Here is a 22,507-nt window from a genome sequence, read left to right on the forward strand (position 1 = left end):
CCGCCGCGACCCACTGCGGACCTCCGTGTGCGCCACATCACGTCACTCCGTGCTCCCGCCCACCCGTCTCCGCTGACCTGCCCATTTCCCCGTTCTCCGCCTTCGCGGGAAGGCGCTCGCGTTCCCCGCGCGATCACCGGCAACGGGCCTCAAACCTTTGAGGATTCCCCTCAAACGATTGAGTCCTTAGCGTCGGTGCCGAGTCGCCGACAGCTCGAGCGACCTGCCCTTGAACGTGCTCGAAGGAGAGCCATGTCCACCTCCGCAGAACTCGCGTCCCCGCCCCTCGAAGCACCCTCCCGACCCTTCGGGGCACGGGACCGGGTCGGCTACATGTTCGGCGACCTCGGGAACGACTTCACGTTCCTCCTCGCGTCGTCGTACCTGATGATCTACTTCACCAACGTCGCGGGGCTCGCCGCCGCCCACGTGGGGCTCCTGTTCCTGATCGCGCGGTTCATCGATGCCTTCACGGACATCGGCTGGGGCCGGTTCCTCGATCGCCACACTCCCGGGCGCGGCGGACGGTTCAGGCCGTGGATCGGGAGGATGGCGATCCCCGTCGCCATCGCGAGCTCCCTGATGTACGTCCCGTTCACGAGCGGATGGGACTACGGGCTGAAGCTCGCCTACGCCGGAGCGACCTATCTGCTGTGGGGGTCGGTCTTCTACACCACCACGAACATCGCCTACGGCTCCATGGCCTCGGTGCTCACGATCGTGCCTGCGGAGCGAGCATCCCTCTCCGTGTTCCGGGGCATCGGGGCCAACAGCGCCGGGCTCCTGGTCTCGCTGGTGCCCCCGCTGTTCATCTACGCCATGGTGGACGGCTCCTCGGAACTCCAGCCGGGGCGACTCTTCGGCGTCGCCGTCGTCTTCTCGCTGCTGGCCGCGCTCTGGTACATCCTGTGCTGGGCGAACACCACCGAGCGCGTCGCCGCGCCGACCCAGGGGGTCGACAAGCCCGGCCTTCTCGCGCTCTTCCGCTCCCTCACCACCAGCCGCCCCCTGCTCTCGCTGATCGCGGCCAACATCCTGATCATGCTGGCCTCGCTCCTGGTGGGCACCATGGCCGCGTACCTGTGGCTCTACCACTTCAATGACGGGACCCTCTCCGGTCCCGCGCAGCTCACGTCGTTCCTCCCGGGCCTGCTGCTCTCGTTCGTCGCCGCCCGGCTCGCCGCTCGGTTCGGCAAGAAGGAGGTCGTGACCGTCTCGCTCTTCGGCGCCGGCATCCTCTACGTCCTCCTGTCCCTGCTGCACATCTCCGATCCGTGGATCTTCATCGGCCTGATGTTCGTGGCGGGCTTCGGCCTGGGCTTCTACAACCTGCTGATCTGGGCGCTCATCGGCGACATCATCGACGCCGAGGAGGTGCGCAGCGGGCACCGGGACGACGGCACGGTGTACGCGGTGAACACCTGGGCGCGCAAGGTGGGACAGGCCGTCGCCGGCGGTCTGGGAGGGTTCGCCCTGTCCGCGATCGGATTCCGCTCCGCGTCCTCGGTCCAGTCGGCCGCCACGATCGACGGCATCTACATGGTCTCGACCCTCGTCCCCGGCCTCCTGTACATCGCGGCGGCGCTGATACTGCTGGTGCTCTACCCGCTCGGCCGCCGAAAGGTCCAGGAGAACGTCTCCGTGCTCGCCGATCGGCGCGCCGCGATCGACGAGGTGATCTGATGGCACGCCCGACCCTGAAGGATGTGGCCCACCGGGCAGGAGTCTCCGTCTCCACGGTCTCCTACGCCCTCAACGACGCATCCCGCGTGCAGCTGTCGGCGGAGACCCGCGGCCGCGTGCGGCGCATCGCCAAGGAGCTCGGATACACGCCGAACCTCTTCGCGCGCTCGCTGCAGGCGCGGTCCAGCAGGACCATCGGGGTCGTGGTCAGCAAGCCCCTGACCAACCCGCGCTACGCGGCGATCGTCCATGGCACGGGCACCGCGCTGATGGATCGGGGGCTGCGCATGACGGTCCTGCCCCGGCCGGACGCCGCCGGGTATCTGGACGACTGCCGCAGCGGTTTCCTCGAGGGCATCATCTTCGTGGGCCACGACGACGTCACCGTCCCCCAGGAGCTCGTCGACGCCGCAGGATCGGGCCTCGCACCGATGGTCGCCATCGACTGCGGGGCCGCGGACGCCGACACGCCCTTCTCGAGCGTCGACTTCGATTACGAGCTCGGTGCCGTATCGATGATCGAGCACCTGGCCGGGCGCGGGATCACCATCGTGCTCCATGTGCGGCCGGAGGTCTCGTCGAGGGCGGAGCGGCTGAGGCAGATCGCGCTCATGCGCGTCCTGGGATCGCACGACCGCATCTCCCTGCAGGTCGTCAGCACCGGGCTGAAGGATGCCGATCTCGCCGAGCTCGACGCCGCGGGCGGTCATGGGGACTACCTGCATCACCAGGCGGCGCGGCTGACGGCAGCGCTCGAGGACCTCGATGAGCAGGCCGCTCGCGTCGCCGTGCTCTGCTCGTGGGGCGCGGACGTCGAGGTGGCGCTCAGCGTCGTCCAGCGCATGGCCCCGGGCGCCACGGTGGCGGCCCTGGCCGGGGGCTGGCCGAGGGTCGAGGTCTGGCCCGGCCTCACCTACTCGCGCCTTCCCCTCGAGGAGGCGGGCGAGACCGCGGCTCGTCTGCTCGTGCAGGAGCTGACGCCCGACGCGGGCCACGAGCACGTGCTCCTCCCGCCGGAGGCGCTGTCCTCGTCCTGACCTCTTCTCGCCCAAGGGACCGGGGCGCCCCGCCTCGCACCGACCGTCCCGTCCCGTCCCCTCAGACCATTCCGCACGACACCCCGCAAGGAGCAGCACCCCATGACCCGCCCGAACATCGTCTTCATCATGAGCGACGACCACGCCGCGCACGCGATCTCCGCGTACGGCAGCCGCGTGAACTCGACCCCGAACCTGGATCGCATCGCCCAGGAGGGCATGCGCATGGACGCCGTGTTCTGCACGAACTCGATCTGCAGCCCCTCGCGGGCGTCGATCCTCACCGGCACCTACAGCCACGTCAACGGCGTCTCCTCCATCTGGACGGAGATGGACTACCGGGTGCCCACCTTCATCGACGCCCTCCACGACGACGGCTACGCGACGGCGATGTTCGGCAAGTGGCACCTGGGCGAGCACGGCGTCTCCCGCCCGCGCGGCTTCGACGCCTGGAAGGTGTTCCCCGGCCAGGGCGACTACGTGGACCCCGTGATGATCGACGAGGACGGCGAGTCGACCGTCCCCGGGTACGCGACCGACATCGTCACCGACCTCGCCATCGACTGGGTCGACGAGCGTGCGCAGGACGAGCCGTTCTGCATGATGGTCCACCACAAGGCGCCCCATCGTCCGTGGGTGCCCGACGAGAAGCACCGCCACCTCTACGCCGACGGGTCGATCCCCGAGCCCGAGACCTTCTTCGACGACCTGGAGTCCCGTTCCAAGGCGGTGCGCGGCGTGCACATGACGATCGCCGACGACATGGGTGCCGACGACCTCAAGACCGAGGTCCCTGAGCACCTGCGCGGCGAGGAGAACCGCGAGGAGCGCATGCGCTGGAAGTACCAGATCTACATGCGCGACTACCTGCAGTGCATCCAGTCGATCGACGACAACGTGGGCAGGCTCCTGGATCACCTCGAAGAGCAGGGCCTGGCCGAGAACACCCTCGTCGTCTACACATCCGACCAGGGATTCTTCCTCGGCGATCACGGGTGGTTCGACAAGCGCCTGATGTTCGACCAGTCGCTGCAGATGCCGATGCTGATCCGCTGGCCCGAGCAGATCCAGGCGGGCTCCCGCTGCGGCTCGATCATCACCAACGTCGACTTCGCCGCCACCTTCCTCGAGGTGTGCGGCCTGGATGCCGCCTCCGCCCTGCCCACGTCGCAGGGGCGCAGCGTCCTGCCGCTGCTGCGCGGCGAGCACGTCGAGGACTGGCCGGACGCCATGTACTACCGCTACTGGGAGCACGACGACCCGATCCACCACGCCCCCGCCCACTACGGGATCCGCACCGACCGCTTCAAGTACATCCACTACTACGGGGCCGGCCTCGGGGTGCCCGGAGCCTCGGATCGGATCTTCGAACCCGAGTGGGAGCTCTACGACCTGCAGTCGGACCCGACGGAGGTCCGCAACGTCGTCGATGACGCGGAGTACGCCGGGGTGCGGGCGCAGATGGAGGCGAAGCTCGCCGAGTACCAGCAGCGCTACGCCGACGAGCCCTACCGCGGCGAGGACACCCCGCACCCGGAATGGGGGCCCTATGACGAAGAGGTCTTCGCCCGCGTGGCGGAGTACGTCGCCGAGATCGACGCGACCAGCAGGTAAGCACCGCATCGCAGGCAGCGCGAGGGCCGGATCCGGGGATCGGATCCGGCCCTCGCGGCTCAACGGGCCGGCGGCGCCCCGTCCCACCAGCGACAGCGCGCCGCGCGCTCACTGTGCGACGAGCGCCTCCCCCACCCGCCGCAGCTGCGCGACGCTCACGAGCCCGGCGGCGGCCATGTCGTACAGGGTCATGCCCGCCGGCACATTGACGGCCTCGGTGTGGACGACGCCCGGGACCTCGCGAGCGAGCGCCTCGCGGGCGCGGGAGCGGGAGGCGAGCTCGAGCAGCGGGAGCTCGAGCAGATCGGCACCGGGCAGGTCGTCGCGCGAGGGCATGGCGATCGCCATCTCCGCCGCGCGCTCGGCGTGCGCTCGGGCCAGCAGGTGCTCCTGCGTCACCTCGCCCTCGACGGGCAGGCCCAGGCGCTCGTACTGGCTGCGCGGAGCGTCCGCGGCACGCATCGCCTCGACGAGACGGGCCGCCATCCGCAGCTCCAGCTCGTCGTCGATGATCGGCGCGAGCTGGTCGGGATCGGCCTCGAGGTCGAACAGCAGAGTGCCATGCTGCCAGGGGTTCATCCAGCCGCCGAGCGCATCCATGCGCATGGTGCGCAGGCCCTTGGTGAACGCGAAGGGGTCGGCCGGCTCCCATGCGGCGAGCTCATCGACCCCGAAGCGCGAGCGCATGTGCGTGGGCATCAGCGTGAACTCCTCGAGCGGGGCGTTGTCCCTGCCCGCGCTCGAGCGCATGTACACGTACCGGCCATCGGTGATGTTCACGTGGCCGCCGTGCACGCCGAACAGGGCGGTGCGCTCGCGGGCCGAAGGATGCGCGAGGTCCCGTCCCTGCATGTCGGGGGTGGGCTCGATGCCGAAGTAGCGCAGCATCGTGGGCGCGATGTCGATGGTCTGGGCGAGATCGCCGCGGCGCTCGTCGGCCGCACCGGCGCGCGGGTCCCAGAGGAACATCGGCAGGTGCACGAGCTCGTTGAACCAGGGCTGCACGGACTTCGCCCACCAGCCGTGCTCGCCGAGCAGGAAGCCGTGGTCGGTGTTGACGATGAGCATCGTGTCCTCCCACAGGCCGTGGGAGTCCATGGCGTCCAGCACCCGCCCCAGCGAGCGGTCGCACATCGAGACCAGCGCCGCGTACTCGCGGCGGGCGTGCTCGACCTGCGCCTCGGGCTCGGTGACCTTCTGATATCCGGGCCAGTCGAAGGCGGGGCCGTCGTACTGGTGGGGGTAGAGGTCCTTGTACGCCTGGTGGCTGAAGAAGGGCTCGTGCGGGTCGAACAGCTCGATCTGCAGCATCCAGTCGTCGGCCGCCGCATTGGTGTCGATGAAGTGGATGCCCGCGTCGACCGTGCGGGTCTGGGAGTGGTCGGCCTCGGTCGCCATGTAGGTGCGGTTCACGCCGTCCTGGGCGACCATGCGCTCGTGCAGCGGGGCGTCGGGCACGCTCTGCGCGACCACTCCCTTCCACGGATCCCCCTCCTGACCACGGAAGAACTCCCAGGTCGAGTAGCGGGTGTGGTACGTGGCGCCGCCGTCCTCCCAGTAATGGGGGTGATCGGAGGCGAGGTGCGTGTGGACGCCGTGATCCTTGAGGATCTGCGGCATCGAGTCGTCGAACGGCTCGAGCGGGCCCCAGGAGCGGTGCAGGAAGTTGTACCGGCCGGTGTGCATCTCCCGCCGGGCGGGCATGCAGGGCATCGAGCCGGCGTAGAAGTTCTCGAAGGTCACGGCGCGCTGGGCGAGACGGGCGAAGTTCGGGGCCTGCACGATCGTGTCGCGGTACTGCTCGAGCATGTGCCGGTTCAGGCTGTCGAACATCAGGATGATGGCCTTCATCGGGTGGGCTCCTCGAGGTTCTGCGGTGCGTCGGTCTTCACGGCCGGCGTGCTCGGCGGGGTCGACGGTGCGTCCTGGATCTGGTCGCGCAGCGCGGCGATCCGCGCGATGTGCGCATCCTTGGCCTCCGCTCCGGCGCGATGGGCCCACTCCCCGACCGCATCGGCCAGGCCCGCATCGAAGGGCAGCTCCGGGGTGCGCTCAAGGCGCCTGTCGCGGAAGCGGTAGCGGGCGACTTCCTGGGTGCGCGCCTCGAGCTCGGTGTCCAGAAGCGCGATCAGGTGCTCCCGGTCCATGAATCCGGCGAAGGCGAGCCGGGCCTGGAGGTCCGGCTCCTCGAAGCGCGTGGGCGGCTGGTAGGGGCCGGTGAGCCATTCGAGGAAGACGGTCGACCCCTCCTCGGTGAGGCGGTAGCGCTTCGCGTCCGTCGCACCGGGACGCGGCTCGACGTCGTGCACGACCCACCCGCGCTGCTCCATGCCTGCGAGCGAGCGGTAGACCTGGCTCATCTGCGTGTTGGCGCGCAGGAATCGGCCGTGGGTGTCCATGTACTTCTTGAGGTCGTAGCCGGTCGCGGGCTTCATGGCCAGCACACCGAGCAGCAGGTGCTCGAGCTTCAACGCGTCCTCCTTCGTAGCTGCAGCTGCGGCTTCCCCACCATTACACATGTGGAATGGATTGCGCAACGGAGCACCTCCGGACGATCCATTGACGGAACCGTTCCAGTTGTGTCATCGTCTGCGCAGCAGGGCATTCGCATTGTGTCATGCCCGACGCGGAAGCCCCCGTCGGCCCGGACCGCTCGTCGGCGAGCAGTCACGCCCCGCACCTGACGACGACGACAGGAGTCACCATGACCCATCCCGCACAGGGCACGGCTGCACCCGCACTCGAACCCACCGGACCCACCCCCTCCACGAAGGTGCCCCACCGCTGGCGGAACCTCATCACGATCACCGGCGCCGAGGTCGTGGACAACACCGAGGCCGGCCTGCTGAACACTCTCTTCCCCTCGATCGCCGCCGCGCTGCGCCTCGACAACGGCCACCTGGGCATCCTCAGCGCCCTGGGCAAGTTCGCGGCGATCCCGTTCGGTCCGATGTGGGTCTGGATCGCCACGCGGATCGGCCGCAAGCAGGCGCTCGTCCTCAACAACGTCATCGGCGGACTGCTCGGCATCGCCGCCGGCATGTCCCCGGGCTTCATCAGCCTGCTGCTGTTCAACACGCTCCTGGCCGGCACTGTGAGCTCGGGACAGCCGCTGACGAACGCGATCATCGCCGACTCGTTCGACGAGCGATCCCGGGCGCGGGCCACCGGCTATTACTACGGCGTGCTCACCGCCGTCTCGTCCTTCATCGGCCCCGTCCTCGCACTGTTCTCCGGACACCCGGACGGGTGGCGCTGGGGCATGTGGATCATCGGCGGGATCTGCCTGCTGTCCTCCCTACTGATCACCGCCTTCTACCGCGAGCCGGGCATCGGGGCGGCGGAGGCCCAGCTCGCGGATCTCGATGAGTCGCGCCGAGCGTCCAAGGTGACACTCCGCGGCGTCCTCGCGCTCTTCCGCATCCCCACCTTCTCGATCATGATGCTCTCGCGCCTGCTCTCGGGACACCTCCTGATCACCGTCTTCGGCATCCAGTTCCTCGTCACCGAGCGAGGGTTCTCGAATGCCACCGCCGCGACGGTCCTCGTGCCTTTCGGACTGGGATACGTGATCGCGACCTTCCTCAGCGGCTACGCCGTCGAGCTCCTCGACAGGGTCCTGCCCGACCACGGTCGCGTGGTCTTCATCCAGGCGGCTCAGTTCCTCTTCGCGATCGCAGCACTGCTCGGCACTCAGTTCGAATGGGGCTCGATCGGGGTGTATGCGATCTTCTGGGCGCTCTTCGGGGCGACGCAGGGCATGAACCCGCCGGTGAACCGCCCGATCGTCATGTCCGTGGTGCTGCCGGAGCTGCGCGGCCAGGCCTTCGCGATCTTCCTGTCGTTCTTCCAGACGATCGCCTGGGCGCTGTTCTCGCTCTCTGCCGGGTACCTCGCCGAGGCACTGGGCATCCAGGGCGTGTTCTTCTGGGTGCTGTTCGTGCTCATGGCCGTCAACGGGGTCATCCTCGGCGCCCTCTACTTCACCTACCCTCGGGACGCCCGGAGGGTCACCGACGAGCTCGAGGCGCGTCGTCGCAGCGCCGCGCCCTCCGCCTGAAAGGACCTCGGATGACACACGAGAAGACGCAGTCCCCGCCTCGCAGACCCAACATCCTGTGGATCACGACCCACGACATCAATCCCCACCTGGGCTGCTACGCCGGCGCCTACCCCGGCGCGGAGCACGCGGTGACCCCGCACCTCGACGATCTCGCGTCCGAGGGACTCCGCTTCGACAATGCGTTCGCCTCGGCGCCGATCTGCGCGCCCTCCCGCTCGGCGATCATCACGGGCTGCCATCCTGCGTCCATCGGGACGATCCACATGCGCTCGAAGGCCGTCCCGCCGGCCGGTGTCCGCATGTTCACCGAGCACTTCCGCGAGGCCGGCTACTACGTCACCAACAACTCCTTCACGGACTTCCAGATGGCGACGCCGTCGAGCGCCTTCGACGAGTGCAGCGACACCGCGCACTGGCGAGACCGTCCGGACCCTGACCAGCCGTTCTTCGCGACCTTCCATGGGCTCATCACCCACGAGTCGCAGATCCATCTGGACGACGAGTCCTTCGAGGAGCGCGTGCCGCACGTGCGCCCCGAGGACCGCCACGCCCCGGAGGACGTCGAACTGCCGCCCTACTATCCGGACACCCAGGTGTTCCGGGTCGCCTGGGCCCGCTACCTCGACCTCATCGGCGAGATGGACCATTGGGTGGGCACGATCCTCCAGCAGCTCGAGGACGACGGTCTCGCGCAGAGCACCATCGTCGTCTTCTGGAGCGACCACGGTCGCGGGATGCCCCGTGCCAAGCGCTGGGCGAACGACTCCGGCCTGCACGAACCTCTCATCATCCGCTGGCCTGGTCGCATCACCCCAGGCACGAGGACAGAGGCGCTCGTGCACCTCATGGATCTCGCCCCGAGCATGCTCGCCGCGGCCGGTCTCGAGATTCCCGACCACATGCAGGCTAGACCCTTCCTCGACAGCTCGGGCCGCCTCGACGAGCACACCAACGCGTATATCTTCGCCAGCAGGGACCGGATGGGCGATCTGCACGACATGTCCCGCACCGTCAGGGACTCCCGTTACCGCTACATCCGGCATTACCACCCGGACCGCTCGCCGATGCAGCACTGCACCTACCCCGACGGCTTGAGCACCTGGGCGGAGATGCGACGCCTGGCGACCGCGGAGGTCACCCAGCGGGCGATCGGAGATCTGCCGAGCTCCCTCACGCCGCTGCAGAGGACCCTCGTCGCCCCCAGCAAACCCGAGGAGGAGCTGTACGACCTGCTCGAGGACCCTCACGAGGAGCACGACCTCGCGGGAGACCGGGAGCACACAGAGACCCTGGCCCGGCTCTCGACCGCTCTCACGGACTGGCAGGAGCAGATCGGCGACCTGGGCTTCCTCACCGAGGACGAGCTGCAGGAGCGCTGGCGCCCCGGCGGAGACTGGCCGCGCACACCCGAACCCGAGGTCGTCGTCGCGCACGGCGCGGTCGAAGCCCGCTGCAGCGAATCCTCCGCCACCATCATCTGGACCGATGACCCGCCCGCGGCACACGAGCCCGAGGTCCCGCCGTCGGCCGCGGACAGCATGGGCTCACCGAGGAACGCGATCGGCTCCCCCGTCCCCGACGGACGCGCGTGGAGAATCCACTGCCCCGTGTCGCCGATCCCCGCCGACCGCCCAGCGTGGGTCCGCGCCGTGCGGCTCGGCTGGCAGCCCAGCGCAGACGTGGCCGTGGCCGTGGCCGTGGCCGTGGCCGTGGGGAGTTGAACTGAACAACGCGCCCCAACGAGGGGCGACCGATGAGGACCGGTTCCGGCACATCGGCCGGTGACCGCCTCAGGTCCCGCGATGCACCTCGACGGAGAGCTGCCGGGCCGTGGCGACCTTCTCCAGGAGCGACTGGAGCTGGTGGACCTCCTCGGGCTCCAGGGGCTCGATGTAGGCACGCTCGTGATCCCGCGCGATCGGACCCAGCCTCTCGAGCACCTCCCTGCCGTGCTCGGTGAGGCTGACCTCGTGGCTGCGGCGATCCCGGGGGCTGCGGCGGCGCTCGAGCAGCCCCTTGCCCTCCAGGCGGTCGAGCACCGCGACGATCCGGCTGGGCCCCACTCCCACCTGCTCGCTCACCGCTCGCTGGCTGACGCCGGGATTCCGCCCCACCAGGCGCAGCACCCCCGCGTCCCCGGGCGTGATCCCGAGCCCCCCGAGCGCCCGCTCGAAGCCGGCCGAGGCGTCGGACCCCAGCTGGGAGAGCAGGAACGCGATTCGGTGGCGAGGCGGAGGCGAGGGCGTCATGCCACGAGAATAGAGCACTGGACACATCATTCATAGCGTGTACTATCGCTGGCATGAACTTCAAAGACGTCCCTCGTACGACCCCCGCCGCCCATGCACGACACAGACCCATGGGCCCGCACCCGGGGATCGTCGGCGCCGTGTCCCTCGCGCTCGTGATCGCGAGCCTGCTCGTGGCCGCGCCGATGGGCGGCTCCCCATCGTTCGGAAGTCTCGCCGGTGCACCCCAGGACCAGCACGGCACCGCGATGCAGTGGTCGGCCATGCTGCTGCTCGGCTCGGCGGTCCCGCTGGGCATCCTCGCGGCGACGCTCTACTCGCACCTGCGCGGACAGGGGTTCCGCGTTCCCGGACCGGCGATCGCCTTGTTCGGCGGCATCGTCGCCTCGTCGATGCTCATGCTGTCCGCCCTGGTCACATGGACGCTGAGCCACGAGGCGATCGCCTCCGATCCCCGACTTGCACGGGCGTCGGAACTCCTCGCGCAGAGCTCCGGCGGTGTCGCGCACACCCTCGGCCTCGGTCTGCTCGTGGCCGGGATCGCGGTCCCGGGGCTCCTCGGGCGGATGCTTCCCGCGCCGCTCCCCTGGGCGGGCCTCGTCGTCGCCGCGATCTGCGAGGTCAGCGTCCTCTCGCTGGTGATCGCCCCACTGGGATTCCTAGCCCTCCTCGGCCGTTTCGCCGCGCTCGTCTGGCTCGTCGTCATCGGCTTCGCACTGTCCGGAGCCACCCGGACCCGCACCACCGCGCCCCGTATCACCACACCGAAGGAGCCGTCATGAACACCATCGATCAGACCATCACCCGTTGGGCCGACGCCGAACGCGGGTGCGACGCCCGCACCACGGAGACCCTGCTGACGGAGGACTTCCAGGGCATCGGCCCCGTCGGGTTCCAGCTCCCCCGTGACGCCTGGATCGACCGTCTCCGCAGCGGCGACCTCCGCTACGACGCGCTCTCGCTGAACGAGGTGACCATCCGCGAGCACGGCGACTGCGCCCTCGTGATCGCTCGCCTCGATGTCCGCGGAGAAGCACGGGGCCACCCCCTTCCCACGACGCGCACCACGTTCAGCATGGTGAGGGTCGACGGCGACTGGCGCATCGCGGGCATCCAGCACAGCTTCATCGCGGGAGCGCCCGGGTCGCCGGTCCCCGGGCCGCACTGAGGAGCGGGGACGCCGGCAGCGACGAGGCATCAATCCCGGAGATCGTCGCTTCCGGGGCGCCACTGGGCGCGGGAGAGCACCACGGCACGCACCGCATCCGCATCCTCGCGCAGGCCCTGCGCCTCCCGCCGGCCCCGAGGGCCCTCGCCCTCGGGATCGGCCTCGCCCTGCTCCGCGGCTCCCGCCTTCCCTGAGGTCGTGTCCCCCGCCGTCGGCGTGGGGGCGTACCGCGCCGTCGTGACCGCCGCAGCGATCCGCGCTGCCGCCTCGCGGGTCCCCTCGGGCACCTCCAGGCCCGCCGCCTCCGCGTCGTCCAGCAGGCGGGTCAGCGCCTCGCCGGGCGGCAGCGCCGCATCGAGCTCGAGCACCACCGGATCCTTGCCGTAGAGCCGGGTCCAGCCCAGCAGGTGAAGTGCCCACGCGCGGTAGTCGACGGCGCGCACCACGTCCGTCCAGGCGAGCTCGGCGGCCTGCGACGCGTCCAGCTGCGCCCAGCGCTGCTCGCGGGCGGCCAGCGCACGGCGCCGCACGCCCGAGCGGGCGAGCGCCCCTCCGCCGACGAGGGCTCCGGCGACGCCGACGCCGCCCAGGCCCCAGCCCCACCAGGGGACGGCGGCGGCGGGGCCCGCGCCGTCGTCGCTCGCGGAGCTGCTCTCGCTCGATGCGGTCGTGTCCTCCGTGGTGGTGTCGGCCTCGGTGGTCTCCTCGTCGGCGCTCGTGGTGTCCTCGGCCTGCGTCGCCTCGCTGCTGGGGGTGTCCTCGGCGCTCTCGTCGGGGTCGGGCGTGTCCGTGGCGAAGGTCGGGGTCGAGACGCCGTTGTCGGCCGCGGCGGGCGTGGGCTCGAAGCGCACCCAGCCGTGGTCGGGGCCGAACCAGGTCTCGGGCCAGGCGTGCGCGTGGTGGTTGGTGATGGTGCGCGCGTCCCCGTCGACATCGCCCGCGGTGAAGCCGATGCTCACGCGTGTGGGGAAGCTCAGGTCGTTCATGACCAGGGCGAACGTGGCGGCGAACTGCTCGCAGTAGCCCACGCGCTCGGCGAGGAAGGCGTCGATCGGGTTCTCGCCGGGCTTCGAGGTGACCGTGAGCGAGTACTCGAAGTTCTCGTGGAAGTAGGCGGCGAGCTCGGTGGCGACGTCGTAGGCGGCCTCGGAATCGGCCTGCTGCGAGATCTCGGTGGCGAGCGCGTGGATCGACGGGGTCGAGCTGACGTTCACGTACCCGTTGTCGTACGGGATGCGCATGTCCGCGTCGGAGACGTCGCGCAGCTCGTCGGGGCCGAAGGAGGTGTCGTCCACGGCGACCGAGTAGCGCATGCCGGAGAGGTCCCGGGCTCCCCCGTCGACCACGAGCTCGCCGTTGCTGGCGCCCGTGCGCGCGAGCTCGGTGGAGTCCCCGGCGTCGGTCCAGCGGATCGGGAACGGCGTGGGCAGGCGGTCGCCGATCAGCTCGGTGACGTGCAGGTCGTAGACGGGGTCGCCGTCGGGTCGCGACGACGCCAGGCGGCGGTCGGAGAACGACTCCGAGGTGGTCCGGGAGGTCGATCCGCGCTGCTTCCCGGCCTGGAAGCTCTGGCCGTCGAACTGGGTGAGCGCCTGCAGGCGCAGGTATCCGGGCTGCGCCACGTCCGTCGTCATGCGCAGCATCTCGCGCTCGCGGCCCTGCATGAGATTGCGGCGCACGGACACGGAGTCGTCGATCATCGCCCCGCCGAGCGCCCCGGCGCGTCCCTGCCAGGCGTTGATGCGGTCGAGGTCGATCGGGAACACGGGGTCCTGGGCGCGCGGCAGCACGGCCGAGACCGCCGGCGTCGCGACCGCCACCGCGCCCGCGCCGATCAGGCCGAGCGCGGCGCGTCGGCCCATGCGGTCCCCGGCGGCGCCGGGACCGGCGGGACGAGCCGCGCCGTGCTGCGCCTCCTCGCCCCCGTCGGCCCTCTGTCCACGCGGGCCGCGCGGGCCGCGCGGTCCGCGCGGGCCGAGGCGATCCGGCAGGCCGCTCACGGCGAGGACGGCGAGCGCGGCGAGGATCGGGCCGACGCTGCTCGCGAAGCCGCCGCCGTCGGGCCGCATGAGGGCGGGCACGAGCATGAAGCCCAGCAGGATCAGCGCGGTGACCATGTGCCAGCCGCCCTCGACGCAGAGGATGTCCAGCGCGAGGACCACGAGCCCGATGAGGGCGAGCACCACGATGCGCGAGGAGGGCGCCAGGACCAGAGGCGCCTGCGCCTGGAAGAGGATGCTCACGCCCTGGCGGATCACGTCCACCTGCCCGGTCACGAGGGCCGCCGGTCTGCCCACGGGCAGCGCACCGGTGGCCGCCTCGACCCCCACGCACAGCAGGATCAGGCCCACGACCTGCACGGGGAGGGCGCGCATCCGACGCGGGCTGAAGGCCCGCACGATCGCCCCGAGGCCGCCGACGACGACCGCCGAGCCCAGCGGCAGGGTGAACCAGTCGGCGCCGTCGAGCAGCTGTGAGAGCGGGATGGCGGCGAGCACCACCGCGACGGCGAGCACGAGGCTCATCCGCACGGGGCGCGACATGAACCTGTCGCGGAGGGCCTCGCCGGGCGTACGCGTGCGGGTGGCCGCCTGAGCCCCCGACCCGCGGCTCCCGGAGTCGGTCGAGGCGGCGGTCGCGCCGGCGGGGGCGGGGGCGCTCATGATCCGGCCTCGAGGACGTCGCCGAGGCGGGCGTCGGCCGGGGCGTCCAGGCGCAGCCAGGTGCCGTCGTGGGCGCTGCGCACGCGCTCGTCGCCGGCCGCGGCGGGGCGCACGGCGATCGCGGTGCGCTGCGGGGCGCGGGCGGCGAAGCGGTCCAGCTCGAGGGCGCCGAAGGGGTCGCCGTGGTCGGGGCCGAGTGCGATCGCGAGGTCCACGCGGCCCGAGGCGTGGTCGAGGGCGACGGGCTTCCCGCGCTCCTGCGGGGCGTCGCCGAAGCCCACGCCCGCGAGGTCGATGAGGGCGGCGCGCACGCCGATCGCGCCGGCCTCCGCATCGAGAGGCGAGGCCCCGCCGGCGCGTCCGACCATGCGGGTGATCTCGTCGCCGTCGGCGTCCACGACCCGCGTCTCCCATCCGTGGGAGGCGAGGCTGACCAGCAGGGATGCGGCGTGATCGAGGATCCTGTCCTGCACCGGGTCGCGGCGCTCGGCGCCCACCTCGTCGCCCTCGGCGTCGCGCGGCAGGCGCGTGTCCAGCACGATCACCGCGCCCTCGCTGCGGGGCGGCTCCTCCTCGCGGGTCATCAGCCGTCCGGCGCGGGCGCTCGCCCGCCAGTGGATGCGGCGCATGTCGTCGCCCGGGGCGTAGGGCCGCGGGATCACGCCGAGCTCTCCGCTCCCGATCGCCGCGCCGGTGCTCTCGAGGTCGCGCCGTCCGATGCCGATCCGGCTGGTGCCGGCGTCGTCCACGGGCTCGACGACGGGCAGGCCGACGATGCGGCCGGGCAGCTCGATGCGCGCGCTGAGCTGCAGGAGGCCGAAGGGGTCGCGCAGCCGGATCAGGCAGGGGCCGAGCTCGTGGATGCCGCGCCCGCCCACCTGCACGTGGTGGGGCATGCGCGGGGCGAGGCGGAGGTCGCCGGGGCCGCCGAGGCCCGCGGGCAGCTGCGCGGTCACGGTCCCGCTGCCCAGCGGCACGCGGGCGGCGAGCGCGGTGGGCAGCAGGCGAAGGTCGACGCGGGCGGGGGCGCCCGCGGTCACGGCGTCGTCGAGCACGCGCCGCGAGAGCCCGAGCCCGATCCGCAGCAGGAGCACCGCGGCCAGGGACAGCAGCAGGGCGAGCACGAGGGCGATGCCGATCAGGCGGCCGGCGGCGAGACCGGTGATCTCCCCGCCCGCCCACAGCAGCACGGCGACGACCAGCAGGCAGGCGCCGCGGGCCGTCGGCCGGATCCGGGTGCCCCGGGCGCGGGCGCTCGCGGCGCCCGCCGCGCCGACAGCGCTCGACGCCCCGGCCGCACCCGTCACGCCGACGGCTCCGGTCGTCGCGGCCGCCATCATGCGCTCCTCATCAGGCCACCGGGACCTGCGCGAGCACGTCCTCGAGCACGTCGTCGGCCGTGGCGCCGCGGGACAGGGCCCCGGGGCTGAGGTGCAGGCGGTGGCGCCACACGGGGCCGATCACGGCGCGCAGGTCGCCGGGCTCGACGAAGCCTCGGGCGCCCATCGCCGCATGCGCCTTCGCGGCGCGCAGCAGGTGCACGCCGGCGCGCGGCGAGGCGCCCAGCACGCTGCGCGGATGCTCCCGGGTCGCGGCCGCGAGGCGCACCGCGTACTCGACGAGTGCGGGCGCGGCATGCACCCGGCGGATCGCGCGCACGTACGCGGCGATCGTCGCGGGATCGGTGCGGGCGCGCACGGAGTCCACGAGCTCGCGGTCGCCGTCGGGCACGGGCCCGGCCTGGGCGGAGAGCATGCGCGCCTCGGCCGAGGCCACCGGGTACCCCATGGTCATCTGGGCGAGGAAGCGGTCGCGCTGCGCCTCGGGCAGGCGGTAGGTGCCCTCCATCTCGACGGGGTTCGCGGTCGCGACCACCATGAACGGCTCGGGCAGGGCGTAGGTCTGGCCGTCGACGCTGACCTGCCGCTCCTCCATCGCCTCGAGCAGCGCGGACTGGGTCTTCGGGGAAGCGCGGTTGATCTCGTCGGCGAGCAGCACCTGCGTGAACACGGCGCCCGGCCGGAACTCGAAGCGGCCCGCGGCCTGGTCGAAGATGCTCGCACCGGTGACGTCGCCGGGGAGCAGGTCAGGCGTGAACTGGATGCGGTGGCGGTCTGCGCCGAGCGCCGCGGCCAGGGACTTCGCGAGCATGGTCTTGCCGGTGCCGGGGACGTCCTCGACGAGCACGTGGCCGCCGGCGAGCAGCACCATCACGGCGAGCGACGCAGCGTCGGCCTTGCCCTCGACGACCGTCGAGATCTCGTCGACGACGTCGCGCGCGGTACCGGCGATCTCCTCGAGCGTGGCCGGGGAGAGCGGGGTGTCGGAGGCGCCCGCCGCGTCGGACGTGAGCGTGCTGCCGGTCCCGTCGGACGCGCCGGTCGCCCGACGGCGGCCCGTGGGGCCGGTGCCGTCGGGTGCGGGGGTGTCCGCGGTCCTCATCGGGCTCTGTGTCATCTGCTCTCCTCGTTCGCGGACGCCGGACGCTCCGCGCGACGTCGCGTCCCGACCGGGGCCGGGGCCCGCGGGGCGGGCACGAAGCGCACAGTCGACCACTGCGGACCGTCCCACGCACCCATCCGTGCGCCGATGCACAGGCATGCATGGACCCGGACCACATGTTTGCCAGACCTTGGCCCGGTCCGACGCGCACGGATGCTGTCCTGTTCATAGATTCTACGGAGCGGCCCGCGGGCCGACCAGGGTTCCCGGGCGGTGCACACGCACCGCGCAGTCGCGCCACAGGCGCGGCACAGCCGGAATCGGCGGCCACGAGCCGCCGCCGGCGGATCCGCCCGGCACGGACCGGGACGCAGCGGCCAGGAGCCGCACAGCCATCAGCAGTCGAGCAGCACAGGGCCAGGACCGCCCGCGAGGAGGACGACCACGTGCCCCAGGGACGACGCCGCATCGGCGCCGTGGGCGCCGCGGTGCTGCTCCCCTGCCTGCTCCTGCCCGCCCAGGCCCAGGCCGCGCAGCTCCCCGCGGTGTGCAGCGCGCTCACCGTGGTGGCGGACGCGGAGGACGTCTCCCCCGGCGACAGCGTCCAGGTGCAGGCCTGCGGCTTCTCCGACTCCACGACCTCTGTCGACGTGAACATCGTGGGCGACCGCACGACCACCACGGGCCCCGTCGCCGTCGAGCCCGACGGCACGGTCCGCACGCGCGTCGCGCTCCCCGACTCCGGCGACGTGCGCATCACCCTCGAGGGCCGCGACAGCAGCGAGTCCGGCTCGGTGCGCGTGCACGTCGGCGGGGACGACGCGTCGAGGACCGATGGCAGCGGGTCCGACGGGTCCGGGAACGGGGCCGACGGAGGCTCCGACGACGCGGGCAGCGGATCGGGGGCGTCGGACGCCGGCGGCAGCGGCAGTGGCAGCGGCAACGGCAACGGCGAGGACGATGGCTCGGACTCGGGCAGCGGCTCCGGCGACGACGGCTCCTCGGGCTCCGGGTCCTCCGGCGCGGACGACTCCGACGATGACTACGGCACGGGCTCGGGGTCCTCGAGCGGCGGGGGCTCCTCGGCCGGCGAGGACTCGGGTGACGCGGACTCGGGCGGCGCGGGCGACGCCGACGGGTCCGACGACTCCTCGTCCGGCGGCTCCAGCACGTCGGACGGCTCCGGTGACTCCGGCAGCACGAACGACTCCGATGACACCAGCGGCGACGGCTCCGGCGACGCCTCCGACGACTCGGCCTCGCAGGATGCGGGCTCGGGTCGGGGCTCGTCCTCCGGTGCGGGCGCCTCGAGCGACGAGAGCGGGGACGACGCAGGCTCCGCTGGCCCCGACAGCGCGGACGCGGCCGAGGACGGATCCGGCGCCGACCGGTCCGATGGCTCCTCGAGCGCCTCGGGCCGCGACGACTCGTCCGGCGCGGGAGCCGCAGGGTCCGACGCGGACGACGGCGAGCGCGCCGAGGGCTCCGGATCAGGAACTTCGAGCGGCACGGCGTCGGACGACTCCTCGCGCGGCACGGCCGATGATGCGCAGGCTGACCCGGACCACGGAGAGGACGCCGGGTCCGCGAGCGACACGGACGACGGCTCGACCGGGGATCAGAGCGCCGACGGCGACGGCCGCTCGGCCGACGGGCACCCCGTCTCCTCCTCCGGTGGAGGCGACGGGGACGCGCAGGACGCGGAGGCGCGCGCGGCGTCCGCACGCGAGGGCGCCGGGGTCGGCCCGGCCCTCGCCATCAGCGGTGCGGGGCTCGTGCTGCTGGGCGCCGTGGGCGCCGCCGTCGTGGTGCTGCGGCGCCGGAGCGCCGCGGCCAGCGGCCACGGCCGCCGCGCCCGCCGCTGACCCGGCCCGTCGGCCCATCTGCCCGTCGCCCGTCGCCCGTCGCCCGTCGCCCGTCGCCCGTCGCCCGTCGCCCGTCGCCCGAGCATGACTCAGGGCCCCCGGCACGCCCACCTGCGCGCCGAGAGCCCTGTTCTCCCTCGATCCCCTCGCGGGTCCTGGTCCCCTCGCTGCCCCGGTGTCCGGGGCTCCCCCGGTTCCGAGTGGCATCCCGTGTCCACGGGAATCCCCCGAGCGCCCGGTGCTCCCCCGAGCACCGGGCACTCCCCCCGGAAATGGCCGGGTCCGATCCGACGCGCACACCCGCGCGTCCGCATGGACCCGTGCCTGCCGCCGCCGCTCGCACCCCCTGCGAGCAGGCGACGGACTCCTGTGTGTCCGCTCTCCTCCGGCGGACTGCAGCTCAGGCGGACTGCACGCGCACCAGCACCTCGAGGTCACCGTGGCCGGCGTCCTCGAGCACCTCGGAGACCGTGGCCTGGAGGTCCTCGACGACCTGCCGCAGCGGCTCCTGGGTGCGCAGCCCCACCTCGACGACCACCCGGGCCTGCGCCTCCTCGAGGTGCAGGCCGTAGCGGGCGACGGCGTCGGGCCGGCGCCGCAGCCGGGCGTCGAGGGCCCGCAGCGTGCTCGTCACGCCGGGCTCGAGACCACCGACGCCCGGCACGGCGAGCACGGCCTGCACGAGGTCGTCGGTGAGGACGCCGGTGCTGCTCCTGCTCGCGCGCTCTCCGGCTCGGCCGGTCGCGCCGGCCGCGGCGGGGGCGTCGTCGCCGATGCGGGTGCTCTCACTGATGCGGGTGTTGTCACTGACGCGGGTGCTGTCACTGGTCATGGAGGTCCTCGATGTGCACGTCGATGCGGTCGGGGTCGATGCCGAGGTCGCGGCGCAGGGCGGTCGCGACGGCGCCGCGGACGTCCTCGGCCAGGCGCACGAGGTCGCGCGCGCCGGGGCTGCCCAGCTGGACGGAGATCCGCAGCGTCACCGCGCGCGGCATCCCCCTCTCGCCGGACCGGCCGCCGTGCGAAGCGGCGTCCTCCTCCTCGTACTCGACGCGGGCGCGCAGGCTGCGCGCGTCCGGCACCGTGTCCACGGCCCGTCGCAGCACCGTGTGCAGGGTCAGCTCGGAGACCGACATCGGTCCGCGCCGCGTGGGCGGGACCGCGACCTGCGCACCCCGGCGCACCTCGGCGCGCACGGACCGCTTGAGCGCGGCGAGCGCCCCGGAGGACACGGACACGCTGGGGTCGCCGGACTTCTCCAGCTCCGCCCATTCCTGGTGGGCCGAGCGGATCAGGCTGTCGTACGCGGCCGACTGCTCCGCGGTCTCGACGGGCAGCTCGTGCTCGACGGTCGCGCCCTGCTCGCTCTCCTCCGGCTCATGAGGCGTCTGCATGCTCACCTCCACTCCTCCATCCTCGCGATGATGTGCGCGCGGGCACGGGCCAGGCGGCCGCGCACGGTGGACTCCGGCAGGTCCAGGGCGGAGGCGATCTCCGCATAGCCCAGGCCGTCGATCTCGCGCAGCACCCAGCACTCCCGCTGGCTCTCCTCGAGCCCGTCCAGCAGCTGGCGCAGCGTGCGCATCTGGGCATCGACCACGACCGCGTCGAACGGGTCGCCGTGGCCACCCGCGTTCGTCGCGCCGCTGCCGGAGCCGACGGCGCCCACGCTCCCGCCCACGCCCGGCTGCTCGGGGAAGTCCTCGGGGGCGAGCGGGTCCGTGCCGCGCCGCGCGCTGCGCCGCACCACGTCCGTGGACCGCCGGGCGCAGATCTGCAGCAGCCAGGACCGGAACGCGTCCGGGTCCTGCAGCAGGTGCAGGCGCCGCCACGCGGTCAGCAGGGTCTCCTGGACCACGTCCTCGGCGTCGGCGCGGTTGCGCAGCGTCGCCGATGCCAGGCGCAGCAGCGCGGACTGATGCCGGTCGATGAGCACCTCGAAGGCGTCGACGTCGCCGTCCTGGGCGCGCAGCACGAGGGTGCGCTCATCCATGCGCCGCTCCTGGGAGGCCTCGCTCACCCGCCGCTCCTTCATCGTTCGTCCTGGTCCTGCAAGCCGTCGTGCCGGCCGTTCCGTCGGCCGGCCTGTCGACCGCTCCACCGGCCGTCCTGCCGGCCGGCCCGGGCCCGCCGCGACCCGCCCCGAAGGACTCATCGCGAGAGGCACCACGGGAAGGACGTCACCTCACGCCCGATCCTCACACCTCGAACCGGTGATGTGCACCACAGCTCGTGACGCGAGAGTTCACGTGCGCGCCGGACGACCGTCACCGGCGGCTTCCCACCCGCTCCATGAGGGCCGGGCACCCTGGTCGTGCGCATCATCCCCGTCCCGACGGCGAGAGGCCCCTGACCTGTGAACACTCCCGGATCTCTCCCGCCCCTCACGGTCTCCGTGATCGGCTGCGGATATCTCGGCGCCGTCCACGCGGCCGCCATGGCCGAGCTGGGGCATCGCGTGATCGGGCTCGACGTGGATGCGCAGCGGGTCGCCGCCCTGAGCGCGGCGCGTCCGCCGTTCCACGAGCCGGGATTCGCCGAACTGCTCGCGCGCACCGTGGCCTCCGGTCGTCTCTCCTTCACCACGGACTACGCCGATCTCGCCGGGGTCGACGTCCATTTTCTGGCGCTGGGCACGCCGCAGCGGGCCGACGGTCTGGGAGCGGACCTCGGCATGATCGACTCGGCGCTGGACTCCCTGGTCCCGCTGCTCGCGGCGCGCAACGGGACGCGCACCCTGATCGCCGGGAAGTCCACGGTGCCGGTGGGCACTGCCCGCGATCTCCACGCGCGCGTGGCCGGCATTCCCGGAACCACAGTGGTGTGGAACCCGGAGTTCCTGCGCGAGGGCTTCGCGGTCTCCGACACCCTGCGCCCCGACCGGCTCGTCTACGGGCTCGCCGATCCCACGGGTGCCGAGGCCGAGCACGAGGTCGCCCTGCTGGACCGCGTGTACGCGCCGATGCTCGCCACGAGCATCCCGCGGAAGGTGTACTCGCTGGAATCGGCCGAGCTCGTGAAGGTCTCGGCGAACTCGTTCCTGGCCACGAAGATCTCCTTCATCAACGCGATCTCCGAGCTGTGCGACATCACCGGCGCGGACGTCGCCGACGTCGCCGAGGCGATCGGCATGGACGACCGGATCGGCCGGAAGTTCCTGCGCGCGGGCGTGGGCTTCGGCGGCGGCTGCCTGCCCAAGGACCTGCGGGGCCTCATCTCCCGGGCCGGGGAGCTCGGGGCTGTGGACTCCTTCGCGTTCCTGCGCGACATCGACGCGATCAACACGGGGCGGCGGGAGTACATGCTGCGCCGCGCCCGCACCGCCCTCGGCGACAGCCTCGAGGGCCGACGGGTGGCGGTGCTCGGCGCCGCCTTCAAGCCCGACACGGACGACGTGCGCGACTCCCCCGCCCTGGACATCGCGGTGCGCCTGGTCGGCGAGGGGGCGGACGTGTCCATCACCGATCCGGCCGCGCTCGCGAACGTGCGGGCCCGCTTCCCCTCTCTGCACGCGATCGAGGACGTCGAGGAGGCCCTCGCGGGGGCCGAGCTCGTGCTGCTGCTCACCGAATGGCCGCTCTACCGGGACCTCGATCCCGCGCGGGTCGGCACGCTCGTCGCCGCGCGGCGCCTCATCGACGGCCGCAACGTGCTGGATCTCGGGGCGTGGCGACGGGCCGGCTGGGACGCGTCCGGGCTCGGCCGGCGCTGACCCTCACCGGT

General features: G+C 72.2%; 18 protein-coding genes. 9 read left to right on the forward strand and 9 right to left on the reverse strand.

Going from position 1 to position 22,507, the window contains the following annotated elements:
- Window positions 1-252: 252 nt before the first annotated feature.
- The 3 genes from Bra3105_RS08370 (at window position 253) to Bra3105_RS08380 (ending at window position 4,334) form a co-directional block, all read left to right on the forward strand.
- Window positions 253-1,683 (forward strand): MFS transporter, encoded by a 1,431-nt coding sequence (locus Bra3105_RS08370; protein ID WP_228359421.1) that lies wholly within the window; start codon window positions 253-255, stop codon window positions 1,681-1,683.
- Window positions 1,683-2,720, forward strand: coding sequence for a LacI family DNA-binding transcriptional regulator (locus Bra3105_RS08375; RefSeq protein ID WP_228359422.1), 1,038 nt, complete (start codon window positions 1,683-1,685; stop codon window positions 2,718-2,720). Before Bra3105_RS08370 ends, Bra3105_RS08375 begins: the two co-directional genes overlap by 1 nt.
- Before the next feature lie 102 nt (window positions 2,721-2,822).
- Window positions 2,823-4,334 carry a sulfatase family protein gene (locus Bra3105_RS08380; RefSeq protein WP_228359423.1) on the forward strand — a complete coding sequence of 504 codons (1,512 nt, stop codon included), beginning with the start codon at window positions 2,823-2,825 and terminating at the stop codon, window positions 4,332-4,334.
- A gap of 108 nt (window positions 4,335-4,442) precedes the next feature.
- Here the strand turns inward: Bra3105_RS08380 and Bra3105_RS08385 are convergent, their stop codons facing one another.
- Both Bra3105_RS08385 and Bra3105_RS08390 read right to left on the reverse strand, forming a co-directional pair.
- Window positions 4,443-6,185, reverse strand: coding sequence for a sulfatase (locus tag Bra3105_RS08385; RefSeq protein WP_228359424.1), 1,743 nt, complete (start codon window positions 6,183-6,185; stop codon window positions 4,443-4,445).
- Window positions 6,182-6,805 carry a PadR family transcriptional regulator gene (locus tag Bra3105_RS08390; RefSeq protein WP_228359425.1) on the reverse strand — a complete coding sequence of 208 codons (624 nt, stop codon included), beginning with the start codon at window positions 6,803-6,805 and terminating at the stop codon, window positions 6,182-6,184. The genes Bra3105_RS08385 and Bra3105_RS08390 overlap by 4 nt, the downstream gene beginning before the upstream one ends.
- A 233-nt stretch (window positions 6,806-7,038) precedes the next feature.
- Between Bra3105_RS08390 and Bra3105_RS08395 the strand changes: the two genes are divergently transcribed.
- Both Bra3105_RS08395 and Bra3105_RS08400 read left to right on the forward strand, forming a co-directional pair.
- Window positions 7,039-8,394 (forward strand): MFS transporter, encoded by a 1,356-nt coding sequence (locus Bra3105_RS08395; protein WP_228359426.1) that lies wholly within the window; start codon window positions 7,039-7,041, stop codon window positions 8,392-8,394.
- Between the two features lie 11 nt (window positions 8,395-8,405).
- Window positions 8,406-10,118: a sulfatase family protein gene (locus Bra3105_RS08400; RefSeq protein ID WP_228359427.1), complete on the forward strand. Its 1,713-nt coding sequence runs from the start codon at window positions 8,406-8,408 to the stop codon at window positions 10,116-10,118.
- Window positions 10,119-10,187: 69 nt separating this feature from the next.
- Here Bra3105_RS08400 and Bra3105_RS08405 read toward each other — a convergent pair whose 3' ends face one another.
- Window positions 10,188-10,646 carry a MarR family winged helix-turn-helix transcriptional regulator gene (locus Bra3105_RS08405; protein ID WP_228359428.1) on the reverse strand — a complete coding sequence of 153 codons (459 nt, stop codon included), beginning with the start codon at window positions 10,644-10,646 and terminating at the stop codon, window positions 10,188-10,190.
- Between the two features lie 53 nt (window positions 10,647-10,699).
- Between Bra3105_RS08405 and Bra3105_RS08410 the strand changes: the two genes are divergently transcribed.
- Both Bra3105_RS08410 and Bra3105_RS08415 read left to right on the forward strand, forming a co-directional pair.
- Window positions 10,700-11,428: a hypothetical protein gene (locus tag Bra3105_RS08410; RefSeq protein WP_228359429.1), complete on the forward strand. Its 729-nt coding sequence runs from the start codon at window positions 10,700-10,702 to the stop codon at window positions 11,426-11,428.
- Window positions 11,425-11,814, forward strand: a complete 390-nt coding sequence (locus Bra3105_RS08415) for a nuclear transport factor 2 family protein (protein WP_152352461.1) — start codon at window positions 11,425-11,427, stop codon at window positions 11,812-11,814. The genes Bra3105_RS08410 and Bra3105_RS08415 overlap by 4 nt, the downstream gene beginning before the upstream one ends.
- 29 nt (window positions 11,815-11,843) lie before the next feature.
- On the opposite strand, the gene Bra3105_RS08420 is transcribed toward Bra3105_RS08415, so the two are convergent.
- From Bra3105_RS08420 to Bra3105_RS08430, 3 genes are read right to left on the reverse strand one after another with little or no spacing between them, the layout of a single operon-like run.
- Window positions 11,844-14,477 carry a transglutaminase TgpA family protein gene (locus Bra3105_RS08420; protein ID WP_228359430.1) on the reverse strand — a complete coding sequence of 878 codons (2,634 nt, stop codon included), beginning with the start codon at window positions 14,475-14,477 and terminating at the stop codon, window positions 11,844-11,846.
- Window positions 14,474-15,814, reverse strand: a complete 1,341-nt coding sequence (locus Bra3105_RS08425; RefSeq protein ID WP_228359431.1) for a DUF58 domain-containing protein — start codon at window positions 15,812-15,814, stop codon at window positions 14,474-14,476. The genes Bra3105_RS08420 and Bra3105_RS08425 overlap by 4 nt, the downstream gene beginning before the upstream one ends.
- Window positions 15,815-15,827: 13 nt before the next feature.
- A complete protein-coding gene (locus tag Bra3105_RS08430; RefSeq protein ID WP_228359432.1) occupies window positions 15,828-16,934 on the reverse strand; it encodes an AAA family ATPase in 1,107 nt (368 codons plus the stop codon).
- Window positions 16,935-17,365: 431 nt separating this feature from the next.
- Between Bra3105_RS08430 and Bra3105_RS08435 the strand changes: the two genes are divergently transcribed.
- Window positions 17,366-18,784, forward strand: a complete 1,419-nt coding sequence (locus Bra3105_RS08435; protein WP_228359433.1) for an MSCRAMM family adhesin SdrC — start codon at window positions 17,366-17,368, stop codon at window positions 18,782-18,784.
- A gap of 400 nt (window positions 18,785-19,184) precedes the next feature.
- Here Bra3105_RS08435 and Bra3105_RS08440 read toward each other — a convergent pair whose 3' ends face one another.
- From Bra3105_RS08440 to Bra3105_RS08450, 3 genes are read right to left on the reverse strand one after another with little or no spacing between them, the layout of a single operon-like run.
- Window positions 19,185-19,616 carry a hypothetical protein gene (locus Bra3105_RS08440; protein WP_228359434.1) on the reverse strand — a complete coding sequence of 144 codons (432 nt, stop codon included), beginning with the start codon at window positions 19,614-19,616 and terminating at the stop codon, window positions 19,185-19,187.
- Window positions 19,606-20,184 (reverse strand): Asp23/Gls24 family envelope stress response protein, encoded by a 579-nt coding sequence (locus tag Bra3105_RS08445; protein WP_228359435.1) that lies wholly within the window; start codon window positions 20,182-20,184, stop codon window positions 19,606-19,608. The genes Bra3105_RS08440 and Bra3105_RS08445 overlap by 11 nt, the downstream gene beginning before the upstream one ends.
- Complete coding sequence (locus Bra3105_RS08450) at window positions 20,181-20,804, reverse strand: RNA polymerase sigma factor (RefSeq protein ID WP_228359436.1); 624 nt, start codon at window positions 20,802-20,804, stop codon at window positions 20,181-20,183. The genes Bra3105_RS08445 and Bra3105_RS08450 overlap by 4 nt, the downstream gene beginning before the upstream one ends.
- Window positions 20,805-21,140: 336 nt before the next feature.
- On the opposite strand from Bra3105_RS08450, the gene Bra3105_RS08455 reads away from it, so the two are divergent.
- On the forward strand, window positions 21,141-22,496 hold the full coding sequence (locus Bra3105_RS08455) for a UDP-glucose dehydrogenase family protein (RefSeq protein WP_228359437.1): 1,356 nt from the start codon (window positions 21,141-21,143) through the stop codon (window positions 22,494-22,496).
- Window positions 22,497-22,507: the final 11 nt, after the last annotated feature.

It is taken from the genome of Brachybacterium halotolerans subsp. kimchii (assembly GCF_020792675.1).
GTDB lineage: Bacteria > Actinomycetota > Actinomycetes > Actinomycetales > Dermabacteraceae > Brachybacterium > Brachybacterium halotolerans.

Excerpts from the sequence above, each read along its gene's own strand:
- Bra3105_RS08380 (WP_228359423.1), top strand. The coding sequence starts at position 2,823 with ATGACCCGCCCGAACATCGTCTTCATCATGAGCGACGACCACGCCGCG.
- Bra3105_RS08415 (WP_152352461.1), top strand. The coding sequence starts at position 11,425 with ATGAACACCATCGATCAGACCATCACCCGTTGGGCCGACGCCGAACGC.
- Bra3105_RS08410 (WP_228359429.1), top strand. The coding sequence starts at position 10,700 with ATGAACTTCAAAGACGTCCCTCGTACGACCCCCGCCGCCCATGCACGA.
- Bra3105_RS08400 (WP_228359427.1), top strand. The coding sequence starts at position 8,406 with ATGACACACGAGAAGACGCAGTCCCCGCCTCGCAGACCCAACATCCTG.
- Bra3105_RS08405 (WP_228359428.1), bottom strand. The coding sequence starts at position 10,646 with ATGACGCCCTCGCCTCCGCCTCGCCACCGAATCGCGTTCCTGCTCTCC.
- Bra3105_RS08395 (WP_228359426.1), top strand. The coding sequence starts at position 7,039 with ATGACCCATCCCGCACAGGGCACGGCTGCACCCGCACTCGAACCCACC.
- Bra3105_RS08370 (WP_228359421.1), top strand. The coding sequence starts at position 253 with ATGTCCACCTCCGCAGAACTCGCGTCCCCGCCCCTCGAAGCACCCTCC.
- Bra3105_RS08430 (WP_228359432.1), bottom strand. The coding sequence starts at position 16,934 with ATGACACAGAGCCCGATGAGGACCGCGGACACCCCCGCACCCGACGGC.
- Bra3105_RS08385 (WP_228359424.1), bottom strand. The coding sequence starts at position 6,185 with ATGAAGGCCATCATCCTGATGTTCGACAGCCTGAACCGGCACATGCTC.
- Bra3105_RS08440 (WP_228359434.1), bottom strand. The coding sequence starts at position 19,616 with ATGACCAGTGACAGCACCCGCGTCAGTGACAACACCCGCATCAGTGAG.
- Bra3105_RS08375 (WP_228359422.1), top strand. The coding sequence starts at position 1,683 with ATGGCACGCCCGACCCTGAAGGATGTGGCCCACCGGGCAGGAGTCTCC.
- Bra3105_RS08420 (WP_228359430.1), bottom strand. The coding sequence starts at position 14,477 with ATGAGCGCCCCCGCCCCCGCCGGCGCGACCGCCGCCTCGACCGACTCC.
- Bra3105_RS08425 (WP_228359431.1), bottom strand. The coding sequence starts at position 15,814 with ATGGCGGCCGCGACGACCGGAGCCGTCGGCGTGACGGGTGCGGCCGGG.